At 41.0% G+C, this 21,295-nt stretch carries 23 protein-coding genes; 7 read left to right on the top strand and 16 right to left on the bottom strand.

All coding sequences use genetic code 11. The annotated features are described in order from the left end of the window. The first annotated feature begins 60 nt into the window (after window positions 1-60). On the top strand, window positions 61-1,230 hold the full coding sequence (locus KTHG_RS17595) for a MalY/PatB family protein (RefSeq protein ID WP_139995608.1): 1,170 nt from the start codon (window positions 61-63) through the stop codon (window positions 1,228-1,230). Between the two features lie 615 nt (window positions 1,231-1,845). On the opposite strand, the gene KTHG_RS17590 is transcribed toward KTHG_RS17595, so the two are convergent. Further along, window positions 1,846-2,433 (bottom strand): peptidylprolyl isomerase, encoded by a 588-nt coding sequence (locus KTHG_RS17590; protein ID WP_139995606.1) that lies wholly within the window; start codon window positions 2,431-2,433, stop codon window positions 1,846-1,848. Window positions 2,434-2,604: 171 nt separating this feature from the next. On the opposite strand from KTHG_RS17590, the gene KTHG_RS17585 reads away from it, so the two are divergent. Next, window positions 2,605-4,467: a transglycosylase domain-containing protein gene (locus KTHG_RS17585; RefSeq protein ID WP_139995604.1), complete on the top strand. Its 1,863-nt coding sequence runs from the start codon at window positions 2,605-2,607 to the stop codon at window positions 4,465-4,467. Window positions 4,468-4,604: 137 nt separating this feature from the next. On the opposite strand, the gene KTHG_RS17580 is transcribed toward KTHG_RS17585, so the two are convergent. The 5 genes from KTHG_RS17580 to KTHG_RS17560 form a co-directional block, all read right to left on the bottom strand. Then, window positions 4,605-5,168, bottom strand: a complete 564-nt coding sequence (locus tag KTHG_RS17580) for a DUF5366 family protein (RefSeq protein ID WP_233600520.1) — start codon at window positions 5,166-5,168, stop codon at window positions 4,605-4,607. Between the two features lie 2 nt (window positions 5,169-5,170). Then, window positions 5,171-6,442 carry a hypothetical protein gene (locus KTHG_RS17575; protein ID WP_139995602.1) on the bottom strand — a complete coding sequence of 424 codons (1,272 nt, stop codon included), beginning with the start codon at window positions 6,440-6,442 and terminating at the stop codon, window positions 5,171-5,173. A 102-nt stretch (window positions 6,443-6,544) separates the two neighbouring features. After that, window positions 6,545-7,036 (bottom strand): NUDIX domain-containing protein, encoded by a 492-nt coding sequence (locus KTHG_RS17570; RefSeq protein WP_126989824.1) that lies wholly within the window; start codon window positions 7,034-7,036, stop codon window positions 6,545-6,547. Window positions 7,037-7,103: 67 nt separating this feature from the next. Next, window positions 7,104-8,309 carry an NAD(P)/FAD-dependent oxidoreductase gene (locus KTHG_RS17565; protein WP_139995600.1) on the bottom strand — a complete coding sequence of 402 codons (1,206 nt, stop codon included), beginning with the start codon at window positions 8,307-8,309 and terminating at the stop codon, window positions 7,104-7,106. A 120-nt stretch (window positions 8,310-8,429) separates the two neighbouring features. After that, a complete protein-coding gene (locus KTHG_RS17560) occupies window positions 8,430-8,795 on the bottom strand; it encodes a HesB/IscA family protein (protein WP_139995598.1) in 366 nt (121 codons plus the stop codon). A 133-nt stretch (window positions 8,796-8,928) separates the two neighbouring features. Here KTHG_RS17560 and KTHG_RS17555 point away from each other — a divergent pair, with 133 nt between their 5' ends. Further along, entirely contained in the window at window positions 8,929-9,603 is a 675-nt protein-coding gene (locus tag KTHG_RS17555) for a DUF2225 domain-containing protein (RefSeq protein ID WP_126989827.1), read from the top strand. Between the two features lie 63 nt (window positions 9,604-9,666). Here KTHG_RS17555 and KTHG_RS17550 read toward each other — a convergent pair whose 3' ends face one another. Then, a complete protein-coding gene (locus tag KTHG_RS17550; RefSeq protein WP_126989828.1) occupies window positions 9,667-9,888 on the bottom strand; it encodes a NifU family protein in 222 nt (73 codons plus the stop codon). A gap of 80 nt (window positions 9,889-9,968) precedes the next feature. Here KTHG_RS17550 and KTHG_RS17545 point away from each other — a divergent pair, with 80 nt between their 5' ends. Both KTHG_RS17545 and KTHG_RS17540 read left to right on the top strand, forming a co-directional pair. Continuing rightward, the gene (locus KTHG_RS17545; protein WP_126989829.1) at window positions 9,969-10,292 is read left to right on the top strand and encodes a YuzD family protein; all 324 of its coding nucleotides are present in this window, start codon (window positions 9,969-9,971) and stop codon (window positions 10,290-10,292) included. Window positions 10,293-10,520: 228 nt separating this feature from the next. Continuing rightward, window positions 10,521-11,825, top strand: coding sequence for an MFS transporter (locus KTHG_RS17540; protein WP_139995596.1), 1,305 nt, complete (start codon window positions 10,521-10,523; stop codon window positions 11,823-11,825). A gap of 159 nt (window positions 11,826-11,984) precedes the next feature. Here the strand turns inward: KTHG_RS17540 and KTHG_RS17535 are convergent, their stop codons facing one another. Next, a complete protein-coding gene (locus KTHG_RS17535) occupies window positions 11,985-13,055 on the bottom strand; it encodes an NAD(P)/FAD-dependent oxidoreductase (RefSeq protein ID WP_139995594.1) in 1,071 nt (356 codons plus the stop codon). A gap of 175 nt (window positions 13,056-13,230) precedes the next feature. Between KTHG_RS17535 and KTHG_RS17530 the strand changes: the two genes are divergently transcribed. Continuing rightward, window positions 13,231-13,506 (top strand): YuzB family protein, encoded by a 276-nt coding sequence (locus KTHG_RS17530; RefSeq protein WP_139995592.1) that lies wholly within the window; start codon window positions 13,231-13,233, stop codon window positions 13,504-13,506. 25 nt (window positions 13,507-13,531) lie between these two features. Here KTHG_RS17530 and KTHG_RS17525 read toward each other — a convergent pair whose 3' ends face one another. Both KTHG_RS17525 and KTHG_RS17520 read right to left on the bottom strand, forming a co-directional pair. After that, window positions 13,532-14,293: a TIGR01457 family HAD-type hydrolase gene (locus KTHG_RS17525; protein WP_139995590.1), complete on the bottom strand. Its 762-nt coding sequence runs from the start codon at window positions 14,291-14,293 to the stop codon at window positions 13,532-13,534. Continuing rightward, on the bottom strand, window positions 14,294-14,746 hold the full coding sequence (locus KTHG_RS17520; protein ID WP_126989834.1) for a DUF86 domain-containing protein: 453 nt from the start codon (window positions 14,744-14,746) through the stop codon (window positions 14,294-14,296). Between the two features lie 82 nt (window positions 14,747-14,828). Between KTHG_RS17520 and KTHG_RS17515 the strand changes: the two genes are divergently transcribed. Continuing rightward, window positions 14,829-15,092 carry a DUF3055 domain-containing protein gene (locus tag KTHG_RS17515; protein WP_126989835.1) on the top strand — a complete coding sequence of 88 codons (264 nt, stop codon included), beginning with the start codon at window positions 14,829-14,831 and terminating at the stop codon, window positions 15,090-15,092. A 56-nt stretch (window positions 15,093-15,148) separates the two neighbouring features. Here KTHG_RS17515 and KTHG_RS17510 read toward each other — a convergent pair whose 3' ends face one another. From KTHG_RS17510 to KTHG_RS17485, 6 genes are all read right to left on the bottom strand, one after another. Continuing rightward, complete coding sequence (locus tag KTHG_RS17510) at window positions 15,149-15,511, bottom strand: YutD family protein (protein WP_126989836.1); 363 nt, start codon at window positions 15,509-15,511, stop codon at window positions 15,149-15,151. Between the two features lie 20 nt (window positions 15,512-15,531). Beyond that, entirely contained in the window at window positions 15,532-16,464 is a 933-nt protein-coding gene (gene lipA / locus KTHG_RS17505) for a lipoyl synthase (protein WP_126989837.1), read from the bottom strand. Window positions 16,465-16,640: 176 nt separating this feature from the next. After that, the gene (locus tag KTHG_RS17500; protein ID WP_139995588.1) at window positions 16,641-17,756 is read right to left on the bottom strand and encodes an HD-GYP domain-containing protein; all 1,116 of its coding nucleotides are present in this window, start codon (window positions 17,754-17,756) and stop codon (window positions 16,641-16,643) included. A gap of 85 nt (window positions 17,757-17,841) precedes the next feature. Continuing rightward, a complete protein-coding gene (locus tag KTHG_RS17495) occupies window positions 17,842-19,194 on the bottom strand; it encodes a bifunctional metallophosphatase/5'-nucleotidase (RefSeq protein ID WP_139995586.1) in 1,353 nt (450 codons plus the stop codon). 15 nt (window positions 19,195-19,209) lie between these two features. Continuing rightward, window positions 19,210-20,034, bottom strand: a complete 825-nt coding sequence (locus KTHG_RS17490; protein ID WP_126989840.1) for a sulfite exporter TauE/SafE family protein — start codon at window positions 20,032-20,034, stop codon at window positions 19,210-19,212. Between the two features lie 3 nt (window positions 20,035-20,037). Beyond that, window positions 20,038-20,901: a DUF72 domain-containing protein gene (locus KTHG_RS17485; protein ID WP_126989841.1), complete on the bottom strand. Its 864-nt coding sequence runs from the start codon at window positions 20,899-20,901 to the stop codon at window positions 20,038-20,040. Window positions 20,902-21,295: the final 394 nt, after the last annotated feature.

Below are 21,295 nucleotides of genomic sequence, written 5' to 3'. Positions count from 1 at the left end.
TTAATACTCGATATAATAGCATAAAATCAACTAATGCAAAAAGAAATGGGGCTAAAAGCAATGAGTTTATTCGATAAAGTTTACACACGTCAACAAACGGATTCATTAAAATGGGACAAATTAAAACTCGTCTACGGACGCGATAATGTCGATGGCATCATTCCAATGTGGGTAGCAGATATGGATTTTGCCGCACCAAAAAGCATCACACAAGCGATTCAAAAACGCCTCGATAATCCCGTTTATGGCTATTCATTTGAAGGTGAAGCCTGCACGACTGCCACAACAAATTGGCTGAAGTCGCAGCATGATACAATTATTGATCCGAGCTGGGTACTGTATCACCAAGGGGTTGTTCCTGCGATTGCCTCTGTTGTTGAAGCATTCACAAGTGAAGCGGACACTGTATTAATGACGGCACCGATTTACCCACCCTTTTTCAATTCACCAAAGCAATTAGCGCGTGAGGTCGCTTTTTGTCCACTAGATGAATCAAATGGTGTCTATACGTTAAATTTCGATAAACTTGAGGCTGCCTTAGCACCTGAACAGGTGACACTCTTTATTTTATGTCATCCACATAATCCAATTGGCTTTACATGGGATGAGGCGGCACTTCGTCAAATCGATGCGCTTTGTGCGAAGCATGGCGTACTATTATTATCCGATGAAATCCATAGCGACCTTGTACTAACGGGTACACACATACCCCTTCTAAAAATTACGGCGCATCCTGAAAATGTCATTACATTATTTGCGCCAACGAAAACATTTAATATTGCAGGTATTCATGCAGCGATGATGTTCGTGCCAGATGCGCAAAAACGTCAAACCTTGCAAAAGACAATGCAAAGTCATGCACAAGGTGGCTTAAATATTTTTGCTATTGCCGCAATTGAAGGTGCTTTTAGCAAGGAAGGTGCTAATTGGTTAGCAGAGCTAAAAGATTATTTACGTGCGAATATCCGTTATACAGCTGAACAATTAAATGCAGTTGATGGCTTACACATTCCTGAAAATGATGCGACGTATTTAATGTGGTTGGATTACCGCGCAACAAATTTAGATGAAAAAGATGTCATGAATCGCTTATTAGATGCTGGTGTCGCATTAGATCCCGGCACAAAATACGGTGAATATGGCAAAGGCTTTTTACGCATTAATATCGCATGTCCTAAAGAAACTCTAGAACAAGGCATTTCACGTATTAAGGCTGTCTTTACAGCATAATTAACTAGTTTTTTCTTATTTTTTCTACACTATACATTTTTAAGTACATTAAACTAAAAAAGCACCATCTATAAGGACGTGTATAAAGAATTGGTCTCTTTTATACACGTTTCTTTTTATTTCTCCAAGTATTTTATTGACAAAAATATGATTTTAAATCAACAAAAATACGATAAATGGCATATTTTTATTATTTAAAACTACGTGTATAGTGTAATTACCGTTTTAATAAAAAGCATTTGCTAAAGAATACACTTGCCATGTGAAATTCAATCTCAAATGCATCTTTTCCCACTGACTTGCCGGTCGGTGGTTTTTTTTATGCCCAAGGATGGGCATAGTTCGGTGTTGCCGCATGGACGCGGCGTTCTTAACCGAACTTCTTCTTTCAGGACGTGAACGGATCGACGTTGCCACAGGACGTGGCGTTCTTAGTCGATCTTCCTTCGTTGGATGGGCATAGTTCGGTGTTGCCGCATGGACGCGGCGCTCTTAACCGAACTTCTTCTTTCAGGACGTGAACGGATCGACGTTGCCACATAAAAATAATTTTTAATACATTAAAAAAACACCGCATCTCCAAGTGGAGATGCGGTGTTTTATTGTAGTGGCAAATTAATCTTCTACAGTGATTGTGTTGATTTTGATATCTTCTTTTGGTTTGTCTTGGAAACCTTTTTCAACTTTAGCCATTGCATCGATAACATCCATGCCTTCGATTACTTGACCGAATACAGTATGTTTACCGTCTAACCAAGGTGTACCACCGTAGTTTTTGTAACCATCGATAAGCTCTTTTGGCCAGTTGCGTACTTCCATTTGTTTAATGAAAGAGTTATCAACTTTTGGTGCTTGTACGATGAAGAATTGAGAACCATTTGTGTTCGGACCTGCATTCGCCATTGAAAGTGCGCCACGCATGTTGAATAATTCTGGATCGAATTCATCTTCGAATGAAGAACCCCAGATTGATTCGCCGCCCATACCTGTACCGGTTGGGTCGCCACCTTGAATCATGAATGAATCGATAATACGGTGGAAGATGATGCCATCGTAGTAACCGTTTTTCGCATGTGTTACAAAGTTTTCAACTGTTTTTGGTGCTTTCTCAGGGAATAGCTTGAAAGTGATTGGACCCATTGTTGTGTCCATAACCACTTTAATTTCGTTTTCTTGAACTTCTGGTGTTAATTGTGGATACATCGTATCGCTCCTTATGTCAGAAATATTTTACGCTCATAGTCTAACATACATAGCGGACAATTTCAGTTGTAAGCTACGAATTCATTGGATTTTCGATAAATTTGCATGACAACCAGGAAATTTGTGCTATTCTTTTAATGAGTATTTTAATCTAGTCTAGGGAGGTTTCTCGTGAAAAAAGTATTTGGTTCATTCGTCATTATTGCGAGTATCGCCCTGCTTGTCGTGCTATTCCAAAAAATTGGTCTTGAGCTAAAATCCAGTCGTGCATTTAGTGAGCAGTTTGATAATGCTGTACAGATTACAGACCCTACTACAAATGTAGTTCCAACCATTTTAAAAGACCGAAATGGTACGATTTTTTCTGAAGAATATACGGATTGGCGCGAGCCTGTAAAATTAGCGGATATTCCTGAATTTATGCAAAACCTTTTTATTTATAGTGAGGACGCTAGCTTCTACGACCATATCGGCTTTGATATGGCAGCAATCGCTCGTGCCTTTATGGTGAATAACTCCAGTGGTGCCGCCTCACAAGGTGGTAGTACCATTACGCAGCAGCTTGTGCGTATGCGCTACTTAACACAAGAAAAAACATACGAGCGAAAAATGCTTGAGATTTTTTATGCTTATGAGCTAGAGCGTAAATCATCAAAAGAGGAAATTTTAAATAGCTATTTAAATGAAATGTATTTCTCTAATGGCGTTTACGGTGTATCAGCAGCGGCTTCGTATTATTTTGATAAGCCGCTTAATAAATTATCACGCGCACAAATGGCCTTTCTAGCAGCTATTCCTAATAATCCAAGCCTCTATAATCCGCTAACAAATTTTGATAACACAAAAAAGCGACAAAAACGCTTATTGAATAAAATGGTCGAAAAAAATATCGCCTCGAAGCAACAGGTGGCGATTTGGAAAAAAGAAGATATCCATTTATCAATTAAAAAGAAAAAACAAAATCACCCTGCTTATAGCTCTTATGTGATGAATGAGTTAACATGGCTTGTTGCGGAGCGAGATGGCTATCAAAAACGATTAGATGCCGCTAAAACATCTCAACAGCGAGCGCGTATTAATAAAGAATTGAAAAAACATGTTACGAAGCTTCGAAATAAGGGCTTAATTATTGAGACAGCGCTTGATCAAACGAAGCAAGTACGCGATACCGCATCGATTAATAGCCTAATAAATGGCCATAAAGACTTGCAGGCAGCGAGTGTCGTCATTGATAATGCTACACGTGAGGTTGTGAGCGTCTATGGTGGTAAAAACTTTAAGCGCTATGAATTTAACCGTGCCTACCAAGCTGTTCGTCAGCCTGGTTCTGCGATTAAACCTATTTTAGACTATGCACCGTATATCGAAAAATTCCGTGCAACGCCTGATTCAACAGTTAGTGGAGCACCTTTCTGTCATAAAAATTACTGCCCGGAAAATAAAGACGGTGTCACAGTGAGGGATATGTCACTAGAGACAGGTTTTAAATATAGCTATAATACCGTAGCTATTCGTCTCTTTGATAATGTCGGTCTTGCTACGGCATTCCGTGCACTTAATCAATTTGATTTCCGCTCTGTGACAGAATCGGACCGCCGCTATACATCTGCTCTTGGTGGTTTCGAGTATGGTGTCACAACGGCCGAATTAGCCGATGCGTATACAAGCTTTGATAATGGTGAATATTATCGTTCTCATGCCATTCGCAGTGTGAAATCACGTGATGGTCAGACGCTTTACACATGGCCTGACAAGAAAAAAGAAGTATGGGCTGCATCTACTGCCGAAACAATACGTGCATTAATGCAGGCAACCGTCGCCTCTGGTACAGGTACAGCAATTTCCGTGCCCGGTGCAAGCTATATCGGTGCGAAAACAGGTACGACGAATAACTTTTTCGACCTTTGGACAGCCGGCTTAACAGACCGCTATACATCAGCCGTCTGGATTGGCTATGACACACCGCGCAGTATGCAGGCACTTGAAAACGCCAAGATTCAACAGCATATTTTCTCTTCTATTATGAGACCATAAAAAAGAGGCTTTGACATACGTGTAAAAACAACATCTTCTATGTGCATAAAAAAACCGGAATCGCGCGGTGGTGCGGTTCCGGTTTTTCGTTGCGAATATTAAAAAGGAAAATGACGTGTTTTGTCCCAGTCTCTTTTTTAATTAAATGGTAAGCTCGATACGATGCCGTTGTATAGTTTGAAAATCGCATACGCTAATAATGTTAAAATGACTGCCCACATGACAATCTCAAATAACATCACACCTAGCACTGCACCAAACGAAATGACATCACTCATTTTGTATGTAACGTATATAAAATAAATAAAGGCACTCGCAATAAAAATAGCGACTAAAATATATACACTCGTCAAGCCAACGACCGATGCCAATGAGCCGAAGAAGAAAATGACACTCCCTCCGCGAACTTTTGTGATGGCACTATCAATCGAGTCTTTTGTGAAAAAAAGCATGCCGACATTATGAATTGTTTCGCCAATTAATTTAAGTGCGGAAAAAACCATAAAATAAAGCGTCGAAAAGACAATTAATAAGAGCATGCGCATTTGCACATCTGATAAAAACTCATGCATGCCCCCGTACACACCGATTTTCCGGAATAATATAATGGCTTCATTCACACTAAATAGCCCAAAAGTTAAGCTAAATAAAATGATCGTAATCAATGGTAAATAACTATATAAATAAGGGTTTTTAATCATATCTAGTCCTCTTTAATTAAATTTCGTAGCAACTGTCCTAGCTGGACCTGCTGCTTTCTTGCATGATGAGGCAATTCTAAATGAACCCATAGCGCTGGCGCGAATAACCGATACAGTGCTGCACGTTGCATAACACGACCTTTTGTATAGCGTTTTAGTAGAGCATCTGCTAATGCACTTGGCTTTGGCATGGCTGCTTGGACAACTAAATCTGCTTCCGGTGCTTTCATGCGTCCATTCGTATACGCAATGGAACCCGTATCCCCAAAGACAAGCTGGCCCTCTTCACTTAAAGTTGAGACCGTTGTTACCGACTGCACATGCTGCGTTGCCGCAAAGGCTAACACATCGACAAGTGCCAAATCACTCGCTAATGCACCTTCCGCTAGCTCAATCGTTTTCCCAATCATTGTTGTAATGACATGCTTATTCGGCAACGTTTTCTTTAAAGTGCCAATCGCAAAAACACCCATTACTTGTGCAGTGACGATCGCTTCTACACTACTAAAAAGCGGCATCGTATCGCCGACTGCAAAAGCCCCGACAACCGCATGCTGTGCCTCAAGTGTCGTATTGACGAGTAAAACGCGCACATCTTCTTCGTAGGCCATGAGCGCCGCGCCAAAACCAAGCGCTTCTAAATCCTGAAGCGTTAACACCTGACACGCTAACTCAGCATCATGACAATACGCAATAATACGCTCCTCTATATGCGCTGCTGTTAGCACATTGACTGGTTCGTCTTCATAAGCACGCCATACAGCTAATTGCTCACTTTCGCGATGTGCGTCTGCTAGCTCAAGTCGTTCGTCTGTAATAAAAATTAGCTCATCTATCGATACATCGGCTTCATTTGACGAAGTTTGATAGCCATAGGGTGTATAACTGCCATAACGAATGGCGGATAGTATATGACTTGCTACCATTTGTTTTGAAAATTGTGGCATAAAAAACGTTTCAAGCATCACATTTGCACGCGACCATTTACGTTCGATCATGAGCGCGCCGACCGCCTCAAATATCGTATCGATATCCGCTTCACTTAGCTGCTTGCGGTGATCAAGTCCCACACATAAAATACGCCCTGTCGCTGTTGGAAGAACAGTTAAGGCGCCCTTTTTCAGTTGAATATCTCCTGTCTTCATCCACTCATCCATTGGCACTGACAGTGAGGCTGAAAAGTCAGCCCATCCTGAAACGGTATGCTGATGACGTGAAACGCCGATAATCGTAACGTCCCCCATCTGTTGTTGTTGCTCAAGTCGATAATTCATTCCATCACCTCATTTTAACGCTTCTAGTATACCATGCCGATAGTCGCATGAATGCAAAAAACGAGACAACAGCCACTAGCCGTCCATCTCGCTTTTTTGTTATTAGAAAAATAATTTATACGCTGTATAACCAAACACATTATCATCCTCAAGCTCGTCGAGTTTAATGGGTTTTGCTTGTAGTTTTAAATCAAGTAGCTCTAGAATCATTAACGATGTGCGATCATCTTGTCCTAATTCCTCAGGTGACATCCAGCGCACTTCGTATAGCTCATCTAGCTGCGCCTTTAAATTTTGCTCTGCGGTATGTGCCGTTAAATAAAATACAGCCAAATTATCGCTAATATCATACTGCAAAACCCCTGTACGAAATCCTAAAAACCCTTGCATCGATGCATGCACATTCGTTTCTTCTTTTAATTCGCGCTGACACGCTTCATCAACCGTTTCGCCCGGTTTTACAAAGCCTGCCGGAAGCGACCATTTGCCATCTAAGCCCCCGTAGCGCTTCATGACAACGAGCCATTCGCCAAGTTCATTTTCCACTAACCCTGCGACTCCAAGCCAAACACGACTGCGTTCATTATTATCCATTGGCGATCTCCTCCTGACAATTCACTACTTTATTGTACGAAGAAATACGCAAAAAAGAAAATTTTAGCTACTTAAAGATATTAAATTTCCCCTTCTTCGCAATGAGACCTGGTCCCCCTACTAAGAAAAGTGCATGATTATCAATCATTTTCTTTAAAACAGCCGCTTTACGTCCTGTATATTCGCGCTCCTTCACAAGCGCTACGCCATCGCCGCTGCCTAGTGAGCAGACAGAACCTTTTAAATTTGGCATAAACGGCGTCAATGGCTCACCCTCAAGCAGATGCTGTAAATTATTTGCAATCGCTTCGCCTTGTTGCATGGCGATTTGCGCTGTCGGTGGGTACGGCTTTTGATGATAGCGGTCTGTAACAATGGCCGAATCCCCGACAACAAATACTTCTGGGTAATCTGCTACGTTTAATGTTGGTAATACTTGCACGCGGCCACCTGTTGACGGAATAGAGGACTGCTCAATTACAGCGGAGCCTTTCACACCTGCCGTCCACACAAGCGTCGATGCCGCAATCGCTTCTTCACCCTGTGGTCCACGCACGGTTACTGCCTTATCGGTTACGCCAATTACAGCCGTTTGTGTTAAAAATTCAACGCCGCGTGCTTCTAGCTGCTGTTTCGCATACAGAGAAAGTGATTCTGAGAAGCCAGGTAAAATGCTCGTATCCGCTTCAGTACAAATGACACGAAGTACCTCCTGTGGGATATGATAGGCCTGTGCAAGCTTTGGTAATTGATCGACGAGTGAGCCGATAAATTCAATACCTGTAAAGCCCGCCCCACCTACAATAATGGTCGCATACTCAGGACTTTGCTCTTTTTCATACATTGCAAATTGTGCATTAATATGCGTCCAAATTTTTGATGCAGATAAGGCATTTGAAATCGACTGGGCATGCTCTTTAATCCCTGGAATACCGTAATCTTGCACTTCAAACCCTAAACCAACAACTAAATAATCATAATCAAATACACCATTCGTTGTGAGGACTTGTTTGCTATCTACATCTAATGCTTCCACCGTTGCTTGTACAAAAGTCGCTGAATCTTTTAAAAGTGGCTCGATTTCATAGCACACATCATTCGCTGAAATCACGCCAGCTGCTGCTTCATGTAACCACGTCGTTTCATAGTGATAATCATTTTTATTAATTAATGTAATCGACACATTGTCTGCATTCACTTTACGCTGCAATGTCACAGCCGTTGCTAGACCACCATAGCCTGCGCCAACAACGACAATCTTCGTTTTTCCCATCACATGAACCCACCTTTAAAAAGTATTTACTATTACCATACCATGAACAATTGCCAAATGCCCAAAAAAAGGGAATAAAAAAGGCTTTGCACAGTGCTGCACAAAGCCTTGGATTCGTTCTTAGCAGTTTCCTGGTGTACCAGCATTTTTTGCTGTACGGAATGAAGAACCACAGCCACATGCTGCGATTGCATTTGGATTGTCGATTGTAAAACCGCCGCCCATTAGCGATTGTTTAAAGTCGATTACTGTACCGTTTAAAATTGGAATATCTTGTTTTGCGACAACGATATTTAAGCCAAACTCTTCGTAAGCCTCATCCTCTGGTGATACTTCTTTATCAAAGCCCATTGCATACGTTAAACCGCTGCAACCGCCGCCTTTTACGGAAACGCGTAAAAATGCGTTTTCTTCTTCGTTGTTTTCCATCATTTCGTTAATATGGAAAACAGCTGCTTCTGTAATGTCTACTACGTGTTTTGTCATATTTACACCTGCTTTCTCTATAGTATTATCATATCAATTTTCCTAGCAGTCGTAAAATAGTTGAACTCATTTCTTTTTTTCACTTTAATGATATAATAGACCTATAAATAAACATAAGAAATGAGGCCTAAAAATGGACCTATCCCCCTATTATACAAAGCAGGTTGATTGCATTCATTGTAAAAAGAAATTTAATACGACAAAGATTCGCATGAAAATGCTGAAAATTGCGTCAACAGATGCCGATTTTCGCCCGGTTTATGAAAATGATGTACATGGTTATTTTTATAATGCTTATGTATGCGAGCATTGCGGCTTTGCATTTACAGATGATTTTAGCACCTATTTTATGCCCGGCACTTCTGAAGTATTACAACAGCAAATTAGCAATAAGTGGGTCCATCATGATTTTTCTGGTGAACGTTCTCCGCAGCAAGCACTACAAGCCTATCAGCTCGCGCTCGTTTCAGGGCAAATTAAAAAGGAAAAACATATCACACTCGCAGGACTTGCCCTTCGCTGTGCATGGATTTATCGCTCACTCAAACAGCATGATGCGGAGCTACGCTTTATCCGCATTGCGCGCGACCAATATATAGAAGCGTTTTCTACAGGTGATTATGTCAATAGCGGCATGTCTGAAGTACGCGTCGCATATTTAGCGGCTGAATTATCACGTCGCCTTGATGAACGAGAAAAAGCGATTCGCTATTTCTCGATTGTCATCGAACAACAACGTACATCTAATGAAATAAAAATTATTGATATGGCAAAAGACGCCTGGAACGATATGCGTCAAGTGCAATAAAAAAGAGGAAGTATTCGTAAATTACGAATACTTCCTCCTTCATATATCGTCATTCATTGTGTATTAGAATACTTGCTCTACTTCAACTACGCCTGGTACTTCTTCTAAAAGTGCGCGTTCAATACCTGCTTTTAGTGTAATTGTAGAACTTGGGCAGCTACCGCATGCACCTAGTAAGCGTAATTTTACAACACCATCTTCTACATCTACTAATTCACAGTCGCCGCCGTCGCGTAATAGGAAGGGACGTAATTTATCTAGAACTTCTTGTACTTGATCTAACATTCGTATCGACTCCTCTCTCTAAAATCATTATAATGTCTATAAGCTAAAAAATCCATTAAAGAAACACGGGGGGTAAAGAAATGACGAATGAACCAATTAAAATTGAGATTTTTGGAGCAGACGTACAATGCGCTAGTTGTGTGAATGCACCTTCTTCAAAAGATACCTATGAATGGTTACAAGCAGCAATTGATCGTAAATATCCCGGACAAGCCTACGATATCAATTACATTGATATCGAACAACCAATTGAGAATGAACGCCATAAAGACTGGGCTACACGCGTTCAAGAAGATGAGTTTTTCTATCCACTTATTTTAATTAACGATGAAGTAGTTGGAGAAGGCTATATTCAATTAAAACCAATTTACAAAGAGCTTGAAAAATTAGGGTTCCATGCTTAGGAGATTTAGAACTACCACAGTATTGACTGTGGTAGTTTTTTATTTTAAAAGAAAAAGTAAACATCAAGCAGAAAAAAATGATATAAAATAAGAAAATTAGCAACAAAACTATTTCGTTTTAAATATTTTAATGTTAAAATTCATTAAACGAAGAAGTAAAGGGTTGAATAAAGCACGTCCTCTCTCCTTTTATTTTGTCGACACTATTGTTTATAGGGGGCACTCATTATGTCTAGTCAGAAAAAATCATTTCACTATGCTTGGATTATTTTAATCGGCATTAGCCTTATTCTTGGGCTAGCAAAAGGCGCCATCACAAATGGCTCTAGCTTATTTTTAACACCTGTTTCAACAGAGCTAGGAATTGGTATGGGAAATTTAACGCTTTATTTAAGTATTGGGGCGATTATGACGCTTGTTGTTTTACCGTTTGCTGGGAAGCTATTTGAAAAATACGATGTGCGCTTACTACTAACAATCGCCATCATTTTACAAGGTGGTTCGTTTGCGGCATTTGGCTTAATGAACTCTGTATGGGGCTGGTATATTATTGCGGTGCCAATGGCATTTGGTACCGTCCCTATTACATTATTAGCAGGGCCGATTTTAATTGCACGTTGGTTTAAAACGCGTGGTGGTCTAGCTCTTGGTATCATGGGTGCTGTTGCAGGACTATTAAATGTCTTTATTCAACTGGTTGTTGGCAATATGATTGAATGGATTGGCTGGCGCTCGACGTATATTTCAGTCGGCTTAGGGATTATCGTTTTAACAGTTCCTGTTGCGCTATTCTTATTACGCTCTCGTCCACAGGACAAAAATTTACAACCACTTGGTGCTGAACAGCAAGATGGCCAAGCAGCGGATGATTCGATTGTCGGCATGGCATTTGACTATGCGAAGAAGACGAAGGCATTCCTACTACTTGCATCATTCTTCTTTATCATTACAGCGGTTGCGAGCTTTGCCGTTCACATTCCAACGTATTTAGCGAAAAATGGCTATGAAGTCGCTTTTGCTGGTACAGCGATGAGTATGGTCGCTGTTGGTTCCCTACTAGGTGCCTTAACATTTGGTATTTTAATTGACCGTATTGGCGCGAAAACAACGGCGCTTGGTGCAATGGTAATGGGTATTATTGCGATTTTATTATTTATGCTATTCCCAACGACAACACCGCTTATCCTAGTCGGTGGCGTATTCTTTGGCTTCATTTCCGCTTCGATTACGACACTTGCACCTGCCTTAACGACGGCATTATTTGGTACACGTGATTATAGCCGCATTTATTCAAGTGTTTCTGTTGGTTTAGCCGTTGCATCTATCGTTGCACTGCCTGGATACGGCTATGTACTTGATTTCACTGGTAGCTACACACCAGCGATGATTGCCGTCATTGTATTACTTGTTATGAATATGCTGTTTGTTGTCCTTGCGTTCCGCGATAAAGATGTCCTTGTAAAACAAGGTACTTGGGATTGCCCAGCACCTGTAGAGCCACTAAAAGAAACAATTCAAACAGAATTAAACTAAAGAAAGACACTGGGACAGAACACGTCACTTTTATTTTTTAGCGTTCACAACGAAAAACCGGAACCGCGCCATAGCGCGATTCCGGTTTTTCTTATGCTCATAGGAGCGGTTGCTTTTACATGTATGTTAAAGCCTTTTTTTATTGCAACACAATACGGATTAGCCGTTTTGGTTTTTGTACATCCATAGTAAACCAGATTTCATCATACGTGCTACGCGACCTGTTACCGTTGCATCGCCTAAGTTTACGAAACCTTGTTTTTTACCTAATGCACCCATGAAGCCTTTTAGTTTGATTGGTGAAAGTTCTGCTGGTAGCGTTTCACCTTTCCAACGTTTTTGAAGAACGATCGCAATACGGTCACCTTGTTCTTCGGCTAATTGAGCACTTGGTCCACCTACTGAAGAATGGGCACAGTCGCCAACAACGAATACATGCTCATCTACTGGTAAATGATAATGTGGTGTAATTTTAATGCGACCACGTTCCATTTCAACGCCATCAACTTCGCGAGCTACTGATACTGGACGAATCCCTGCTGTCCAGACGATTAGGTCCGCTTCGATGCGGTCTTCATGGTTGTAAAGTGCACCTTGCTCTACTTTTGTAATATCCGATTCTGCTACGACATCTACATCATTTTTATCAAACCATTTTTGTACGTAGCGGCTAAGACGTTCTGGGAAGTCTTTTAAAATACGTGCGCCTCGGTCGAATAATTTAATTTTTAAATCTGAACGGCTTTCGCGTAATTCAGAAGCTAATTCAATACCTGATAAACCAGCACCTACTACAGCAACGGTTGCTCCTGCTGGTAATGCACTAATTTTATCGTAAGCGATACGTGATTTTGCCATTGTTTGAATTGAGTAGGTGAACTCTTCTGCACCTGGTACGTTGTGGTAGTTATCTTCACAACCTAAACCGATGACAAGATCATCATAGTTTAATTCTTGACCATCTGCGAAAACAACAGCATTGTTTGCGCGGTCAATTTTTGTCACTTCACCGTAGACAACTTTTAAGCGTTCGTGGTCGGGGAATTGTACACGAATGTGACTTTCTGGTGTTGTACCTGCGGCAAGTGCATAAAATTCTGTTTTTAAACTGTGGTATGGGGCGCGGTCTACTAATGTAATCTGAACGTCTTGGGGAAGGTTGTTCGGAAGTAGGCGTAATAATACGCGCATATTACCGTAACCGCCGCCTAATAATACTAAGTTTTTCATCAGGGATTCTCCTTTTTTATGTGACAATTTAGTTACAAGCTTTTTCTATCCTTTACGAGTATAAATGATTGTGATACTTTTCACAATATCTTTGTGATAACTTTCACAATTTAATTTCGTTTCGTTGACGCCGCGCATAAATCTATAGTAGGATTCACTATTAGAGGTGACAAACTTGAATCCATTAGTAGAATTTTGTGTAAGTAATCTAGCAATGGGTGCGCAATCCGTCTATGAAGCACTCGAAAAAGATCCAAATGTAGAAGTACTAGAGTATGGCTGCCTTAGCTTTTGTACCCGTTGCTCAGAGTCATTATATGCAGTGGTCGAAGGTGATGTTGTAGAAGGCGCCACACCAGAAGAATTACTGAAAAATATTTATACCGCTATCAATAATAATCCGATGTTTTCGGCGTCTGAATTTTTAATAAAAAACGGGTACATGCTATGACACATGTACCCGTTTTTTTAATTGGTTATAGCCAATCTGCTAAAGTTTTTACATAGTACGTTGGCTGTGCGGACTTCGCTTTGACCGTCTCTTGACGTGTCACACCTGTGTCAACATGCACCGTATCGATGCCATACGCAATGCCTACTAAAATATCGGTATCATAATTATCACCAATCATCAGCATATCCTCTTTTTCAAAACCAAAGCTATCGCGAATGATTTCAAGCATATGTGGCGCTGGCTTGCCGATATAAAGCGGTTCGACACCCGTAACGTTTTGCACAAGTTGAACAAATGAGCCATTTCCTGGTGCAAAGCCTTGCTCTTTTGGCAGTTTAATATCGCCATTTGTCGCAATATGCTTCGCCCCATGTTGAATGTCATAACACACATCTTCTAGTGCTTCGTATGAAATATTCATTGTGAGTCCCTGTGCAACGATGTCCGGATTTTCCGTCACAACGGGAATGCCCTCTGCGGCAATTGCCTGTTGTAAGCCTTGTTGACCGAGCACTTTTACGCTTTGGCCCCGATAGTGCTTGGCGATATATTTCGCTGTCGCAATCGATGACGTCATAATGCGCGCTTCTGGTACAGCAAGGTCCATTGCTGCGAGCTTTTTCTGAATATCTAGTTGCGTATATTTCGCATTGTTTGTGACATAGAATGGTTCGATTCCTTGTGCTTGTAGATGGTGAATAAACGCCACCGCTTCTGGAATCGCCGCTGCACCGCGGTAAACAGTACCATCTAAGTCAAAACAATAGGCTTTATAAGCTTTCATCTAGTCTTCCTCAGGAATAAATGCTGTCACAACTGTACCCATTTCTTTCGCAACAAAGGCTTCAATGGCAGCACGTAGTTTTTTGATTGTTGGTACAACTGCTGTAAGGACACGTAATACTTCAGCATCGTCTACTTCTAAAATATCGCGTACTAATACGCGGCGTAATGTTAAGAGTAATTTTAAATCAGCATCATATTCTGCTGGTACGGCTTTTTCATCTACTAAAATATCAATAATATCTTCGTAACTACCTGGGTCACGCATAATAAAGCCGTCAATCATCGTGTTACCGATGTCAATAATTGCTTCAATATATACGTTGGCGATACGTTCTAAAGCAAGCTTTGAAACCGCATCTTCTAACCAGTTTTCACGCGACTCAAATACCGCAGTGATGTCATCCATATATGCTAAATTTTTTGTGATTTTTTTACTGTCGATAAAATACACAGCAATTCCTCCAATTGAAAAAAGTTGATAGTCTTTCCTTCCCTATAGTACCATATCTTTAACACCGGAAGGAGAATTAAACATGGATAGATTTTTCTTATATGATGACCTTGAAGATACACAAACACGCTTTGTTAGCTTTACAGGTGAAAGTCAGCGCTACGATTTAGCCATCATGCAAAGCACTCGTTTTTACGGTAAAATCATCGTCATGGATATGCAAATGAGTAAGTTTGCGATTATCGGCTCTGACGATTTAGATGAACCTGGATACTTAGAGCACGTTTACAACCGTCCTGCTGACGAGGCGCAGGAGCTACGTGAATACTTACATGAATTAGTGTAAACAAAAAAACGGACGTCGCGATTTGCGATGCCCGTTTTTTTGTTGAGCTATAGAAATCAACCCTGTTCAGGCGTTGCTTCCTGTAACTCTTGCACTGGTTCCGTCACTTGTTCTGTAACTTCTTTATCCGGTGCTGGCGGTACAATTTTGCCGATTTTTCGAACGATAAAATAAGCACAACCAAAATTGCAATATTCATATAGGTAATCTTCTAATGTGCTAATCTTCGTATCGAATGTAGCTTTTTGGTTTCGCTCTTCATAGAAACCCTTCAAGCGCAATTGACCGTAGCCCCAATCCCCTACGATATAATCGTATTTTGATAAAATGTCGGCATAGCGACCTTTAAAATCTTCCTCATTAAAGGCGTTGCGATAATCTTGCACGACCTCATATTCATATTGATCCGCAACAATCATTTTTCACCCTCCTAGGTGATTTACATACCCGCCTCAGCCTGCATTTGGCGTTCTTTCGTCGCCGCATTTACCTGCTCATCTGCATGGTAACTACTACGAACGAGTGGACCCGCTTCACAGTGTTTAAAGCCTTTTTCCATCGCAATTTTACGTAAGCGACCAAATTCGATTGGTGCGTAGTATTTTTGGACAGGTAAGTGCTTTTTCGTCGGCTGTAAATATTGACCAATCGTCATGATATCTACATCGTTAGCACGTAAATCATCCATTACTTCGAGAATTTCTTCTTCCGTCTCCCCTAATCCTACCATAAGAGATGACTTTGTAGGAATGTCAGGTTGCATTTCTTTTGAACGACGTAAAAATTCAAGTGAACGATCATATTTTGCTTTCGCTCGAACTCTCGGAGTCAGACGGCGAACTGTTTCGATATTGTGATTTAAAATATCTGGTTTCGCATCCATTAGGATTTGAATGTTTTCCTTCACGCCGGCCATATCAGATGGTAGCACTTCAATTGAAGTTTGTGGACTTTTACGACGAATAGCGCGCACTGTTTCAGCCAGTACACTCGCGCCCCCGTCCTTCAAGTCATCACGGGCTACTACTGTTATAACGACGTGCTTTAAATTCATTAATACAACGGAGTCTGCTACGCGTTCTGGTTCTGCTAAATCGAGTTCAGTTGGCAAACCAGTTTTAACCGCGCAAAAACGACAGGCGCGCGTACAAACAGAGCCTAAAATCATAAAGGTTGCTGTGCGGCGCTCTCCCCAACATTCGTGGATGTTTGGGCATCTTGCTTCTTCACATACAGTGTGCAAGTTTTTCTCACGCATTAAGGTCTTTAATTCCTTGTACTGCTTATTCGCCTTAATGTTAATTTTTAACCAATCCGGTTTGCGGACGTGTTGTCGTTTATCGTCTTTCGATGTCGGTTTACATGATGACATAGAACTTCAACTCCTCATAAATGTGTATTAAATGACGTCCCCACCTGTCACTCTAACACATTTTTTGTTAATAATACAGTAAATTAGGAAATTTCAAACAGTGAAATTTGTCCATGTCAAAAAGATAAAAAGAAAACGACACGGCCTATTTGTTACGCTGCCTTGTCGTTTTCTTTTTACGTCATATATACGGTTCCTTTTTCTTCTAAATAATCTGGTTCTACGTTTAGGATATCGAGCTCACTACTAGCTAAATCTAGCTCATATGTTGCTTTGACAAGCTTGCCATGTTCTTCAAAAATACGTAATTTCGGACGCATTGTATTGCTTGCATTTTGCTTTGATACAATGCCACGACTGCCATTACTTAAAAGTAAAACAGTACCATTTGGATAAGCCGCAATCACACGATTAAATGCTTCGACAACCATTTGGTCGTATAGCGTGCCTGACCCTTCATTAATAATGGCGAGACCTTCAGAAGGTAGCATTTTATTACGATAAACGCGATTAGAGGTGACTGCATCAAATACGTCAGCTACAGCAATAATTTTGGCGTATGGGTGAATTTCAAAATCCACTAACCCACGTGGATAACCACTACCATCTAAGCGCTCATGATGCTGAAAGGCACAATGCGCTGATAATAATGAAATGGTATGCAGATTGCGTAGCGTATCAAAGCCATACTGTGTATGCATCTTCATCGTGTCATACTCTTCATTCGTTAAACGGCCTGGTTTTTGTAAAATTTCTTGTGGAATCAACATCTTACCGATATCATGCAACATCGCACCAATACCGATTTGACGCACTTCCTCGGCATTGTATTTCATTTCATGTGCAATCGAAATCGTATAGATGGTAACTTGCAAAGAATGCTGATAAATATATTCATCATAAATAAAGGCATCACTTAAGACTGTTAATAATTCTTCATTGTCAAAAATGCTGTCCATTAAGCTATTAATAATAGCCGTAAAATCTTTTGAACTTTTTTCTAAACAATACGTAATGTCGGTTCCTTTTAAACGTTTTAGCGTTTTAAAAGAGTTTTCAATTTTATTGACTGCGGCATTACGAATCTTCGGTGGAATGGCTTCTACCACCTCAATATTCTTAGAAATTTCATCATCGATGTAGACATATTGAACGTTTAATTGCTGCAATCGTTGAATAATTCGATTTGTCACATGGACACCTTCTTGTAGTAGCGGCATACCTGCTTCATTCCAAATCGTTTTGGCAATAACCATCTCTTCTTGTAGCACTTTCGTTGATATAAGCCTCATACTTTTGTCCTCATTTACTTTGTAGTCATATACATATTATATACTATACATCATGATAAAAATATCTAATTTTCTAAAAAATTCATTATACAAAGTATTTATGACCATAAATTGTAAGAATGTCACGTAAAAATTGTGGTAGTAAATATGTTTTTGGCAATGCTTTTAACGCTGGGAAAAACCAGCCAAATGTAAACATATCGAGCGTCGCAACTTTCACTGTTTCACCTGGTGCTAGTATTTTATCGTTCACAAGAATATGCCCATCTTGCTGTTTAAAATGATACGTCAGCATTTTACCAACAACAGTTCCGCGGAATCCTAAGCCACGTAGCTCACGCCTTGGCCATTCCTCCGCGCGCTCGATAATAACTAAAATATCGCGTAGCTGTGCCTCGTTTAATTCAAAAATACAGGCATTGATTGGATGTGGTAGCATACGGTGAATATCAAGCGCCGTCACAGGCCCCTTTTTCATGTCTGTTAAAAAAATGCCCGCATTAAAGAATGCACAATCTGCACCCGAGAAATCAAGTAGTGCCTCCGCAAAGAAATGCGATAGCTTCGAGTAGTGGTACCATTCCTTATTATAAAAGCGTGTCGTTTCAAATACTTCTACGTCTAAAAGCTCCTCACCGTAGCGTTGTTGTGCCGCTACCTCGCGATGCTCTCCTCGCTCCGGTGGAAGAGTCGTCGTATCAATTAATTCCGTTTCTACTTGCTGAACCATTCCATCATAATGAATAATCGAATGCCCGATGTAACGGCCATATTTGCCGCCTCCCGTGAGTAACGTTTGGTTGATGTATTTGCCATGCTCTAGTACGTGATGCGTGTGAGAGCCAAAAATAAGCGTCACATCGCGCTCCTGCTCTGCAAGGCGCTCATCTGAATGTAAGCCAAGATGCGACAGACAAATAATAATGTCGGCTTCCTTGCGCGCCTGTGCAATCGATTCATGTAGACGCGTAAAAGGGTCCTCAATTTTCCAGCCTAGATTATTATAGTAATCTGGAAAAGGAGCTGTTGCCGCAACAACACCAAGCTTTGTACCAGATGCGAGCGTATACACATGATAAGGCTCTGCCCATGTTGGTATTTTTCCGTCGGGCTCTTTTAAATTATTGACGATAACATTGAATTTTGCTTCAGTATATAGTTGATTCAGCGCTTCTTTTGCGAGCGTGATTCCCTCATTATTCCCGATAGTAACAGCATCATAATTCGCTTCGTTAAGTAGCGTGATGCTTGACTTTCCAAGTGTTGCTTCTGTAAAAATATTCGATCGATCAATAAAATCGCCAATATCTACTATTAAGCAGGCTTCGTCATGTTGTTCATGGAACGCCCGACGCTCTTGTAAATAACTTCGTGTGCGTGGCCATGAATCAAGATGGCTATGCACATCATTCGTATGATAAATATGAATTGTTTCCAAGGTCCACTCACCTCTCTATAATATGCTCGACACAATCGAGCGAATCCCCATTAATAGGAGCATGACACGTAAGCACAGAACAACTGTTTTTGAGTTGAGACGCTTGTTTAGCTCCGCGCCTAACTTACCGCCAATCATTGCTCCAATGACGACCGGTATGACGTAATGCCATGGAATATGGTCGAAATACCAGTGTGCGCCTGAATTGACGATGGATGTTAAAAACACTAAAAACATCGATGTTGCGACGGCCACATGTGCAGGGAATAAAAATAAAATTAACATCATCGGCACGATCATCGAACCGCCACCAATGCCAAATAAACCAGAGGCAAAACTAATGATGAACGACGCTAAAATCGCAAACCAAATTGGATAGCCATAAGTGTATGTATGCCCGTCTGAATCAGTGATGGTGCGCTTTGTGCCATGCTCCACAAACCAATTGACAGGCTTTAAACGATCTCGGACGATTAAAATAATCGACAGGATAATCATTAAAATACCAAAATACAGCTCAAATGATGGTACATCCATCACGCGGTTCACCGCAGCCCCCAGCATAACCCCTGGGATACTACCGATAAAGAAAATAAAGCCGCTTTTATAGTCGACTGTTTTTGATTTCATATAGGCAAGCGTCGATGAAAGACCTGTAAAAATCATCATCACAACAGATAAGCCAACGATGCGCTGTGGCGTCAAATCGCTCATTAGGCCTTGTGAAATACCGAAATAGAGTAGTGCCGGTACTAAAATAATACCCCCGCCAAGTCCGACAAGTGCGCCGACAATGCCTGAAAAAATCGCAAAGATAATAATCAATAGTGCTGCTGTCATTTCCTAATCCCCTTCAAATAAATCCAGTTGCTTCGGTGCAAGATGATCATAATGGATATTTAAAATCTCAAGTAGCTCTTTCGCATTATGCGCCGCATCGTTGCCTGAATTATTATTAAAAGCGACATAGACATGGCGCGTTGTTTTCGCTAACCGCTGAATATGCACCGCAATTTCGCGTAATTCCTCATCGTTATAATTATAGAGACAGCGTACTTTACGCCAATCTTCCTGACTACGACCATTTTGAAGCCAACCATGGACATTGCGCCCATGAATACGCACAAAGGCCGTATCCGTCGTCGCAATTGACAGCAATGGCACGGAGCCCTCTCCTGCCTGTGGCTCGTCACATACAGTATGAATAAATTTCAACTCACGTAATAAATTCATCGTGCCATCTACATATTGTTCGGTATACCATGTGCGATTTCGAAACTCAATGGCGACCGGAAAATCGCCAAGCTCCTGCTTCACGTAGCGCAAATATTGGACGTTTTTAAACTGACAATCAAACCATGGTGGAAACTGCATCAACACCGCCGCAAGTTTTCCAGCACGTTGAAACGGCTCGATGGCTTTTCTAAACGCCTCAAACATGTCTGCCTTCGTATCAAAATACGCATCCTTTTCACCGCGTAAATGACCGGTCATACCACGATAGCCTTTGACGATAAATTTAAATTGATCGGGTGTTTCATCAATCCACTTCAAGACATTTTTCTCTGATGGAATCGCATAAAAAGACGTATCTACCTCGACCACTGGAAAATGACCACTGTAATCGAATAATCGATCGCGTGCAGAAGTCGTTTCACTATAGACATCTGGATGGTCTCCCCAGCCTGTTAAGCCTACATAAATCATCCTACTCCGCCTCCATTTCTATTACTCCATATCATATCATAGCTGTTTACTTGGCTCTATGCATGGCGCTTAAAAGATAGGGAAAATTAATGTTGCGTAAATAAAAAACGAGACCCTGTTAAGAGTCTCGTCATTTTGTAGTTGATTGGCCTTTGTTTTGTGACAAAGGAAGGTAAGCGTCCAGCAGACCCTACCCGGATTTATCGACTAGATTCTCGGGTCAAATCACTTCTTCCTACGCGGCTAGACGCCACTTGTCAGAAGCTTTATTTGCCCGTCGAATCTGAACGAGTCGATTCATCACTTATTGGATATCCGGATTCAAACACCAGTGCTTCAGGTCGTTTCGTTCCTTCCGACGCGACGAAGAACGCCGCTTGTCAGGAACTATAAA

This window comes from Kurthia sp. Dielmo (assembly GCF_000307285.2).
Taxonomy (GTDB): domain Bacteria; phylum Bacillota; class Bacilli; order Bacillales_A; family Planococcaceae; genus Kurthia; species Kurthia populi.
Note: the sequence above shows the minus strand (reverse complement) of the source record. Positions and strands in the feature narration are given on the sequence as shown.

Coding starts and splice junctions, on each gene's coding strand:
- KTHG_RS17595 (WP_139995608.1), top strand. CDS start 61: ATGAGTTTATTCGATAAAGTTTACACACGTCAACAAACGGATTCATTA.
- KTHG_RS17590 (WP_139995606.1), bottom strand. CDS start 2,433: ATGTATCCACAATTAACACCAGAAGTTCAAGAAAACGAAATTAAAGTG.
- KTHG_RS17580 (WP_233600520.1), bottom strand. CDS start 5,168: ATGATTAAAAACCCTTATTTATATAGTTATTTACCATTGATTACGATC.
- KTHG_RS17575 (WP_139995602.1), bottom strand. CDS start 6,442: ATGAATTATCGACTTGAGCAACAACAACAGATGGGGGACGTTACGATT.
- KTHG_RS17570 (WP_126989824.1), bottom strand. CDS start 7,036: ATGGATAATAATGAACGCAGTCGTGTTTGGCTTGGAGTCGCAGGGTTA.
- KTHG_RS17565 (WP_139995600.1), bottom strand. CDS start 8,309: ATGGGAAAAACGAAGATTGTCGTTGTTGGCGCAGGCTATGGTGGTCTA.
- KTHG_RS17560 (WP_139995598.1), bottom strand. CDS start 8,795: ATGACAAAACACGTAGTAGACATTACAGAAGCAGCTGTTTTCCATATT.
- KTHG_RS17555 (WP_126989827.1), top strand. CDS start 8,929: ATGGACCTATCCCCCTATTATACAAAGCAGGTTGATTGCATTCATTGT.
- KTHG_RS17550 (WP_126989828.1), bottom strand. CDS start 9,888: ATGTTAGATCAAGTACAAGAAGTTCTAGATAAATTACGTCCCTTCCTA.
- KTHG_RS17545 (WP_126989829.1), top strand. CDS start 9,969: ATGACGAATGAACCAATTAAAATTGAGATTTTTGGAGCAGACGTACAA.
- KTHG_RS17540 (WP_139995596.1), top strand. CDS start 10,521: ATGTCTAGTCAGAAAAAATCATTTCACTATGCTTGGATTATTTTAATC.
- KTHG_RS17535 (WP_139995594.1), bottom strand. CDS start 13,055: ATGAAAAACTTAGTATTATTAGGCGGCGGTTACGGTAATATGCGCGTA.
- KTHG_RS17525 (WP_139995590.1), bottom strand. CDS start 14,293: ATGAAAGCTTATAAAGCCTATTGTTTTGACTTAGATGGTACTGTTTAC.
- KTHG_RS17515 (WP_126989835.1), top strand. CDS start 14,829: ATGGATAGATTTTTCTTATATGATGACCTTGAAGATACACAAACACGC.
- KTHG_RS17510 (WP_126989836.1), bottom strand. CDS start 15,511: ATGATTGTTGCGGATCAATATGAATATGAGGTCGTGCAAGATTATCGC.
- lipA (WP_126989837.1), bottom strand. CDS start 16,464: ATGTCATCATGTAAACCGACATCGAAAGACGATAAACGACAACACGTC.
- KTHG_RS17500 (WP_139995588.1), bottom strand. CDS start 17,756: ATGAGGCTTATATCAACGAAAGTGCTACAAGAAGAGATGGTTATTGCC.
- KTHG_RS17490 (WP_126989840.1), bottom strand. CDS start 20,034: ATGACAGCAGCACTATTGATTATTATCTTTGCGATTTTTTCAGGCATT.
- KTHG_RS17485 (WP_126989841.1), bottom strand. CDS start 20,901: ATGATTTATGTAGGCTTAACAGGCTGGGGAGACCATCCAGATGTCTAT.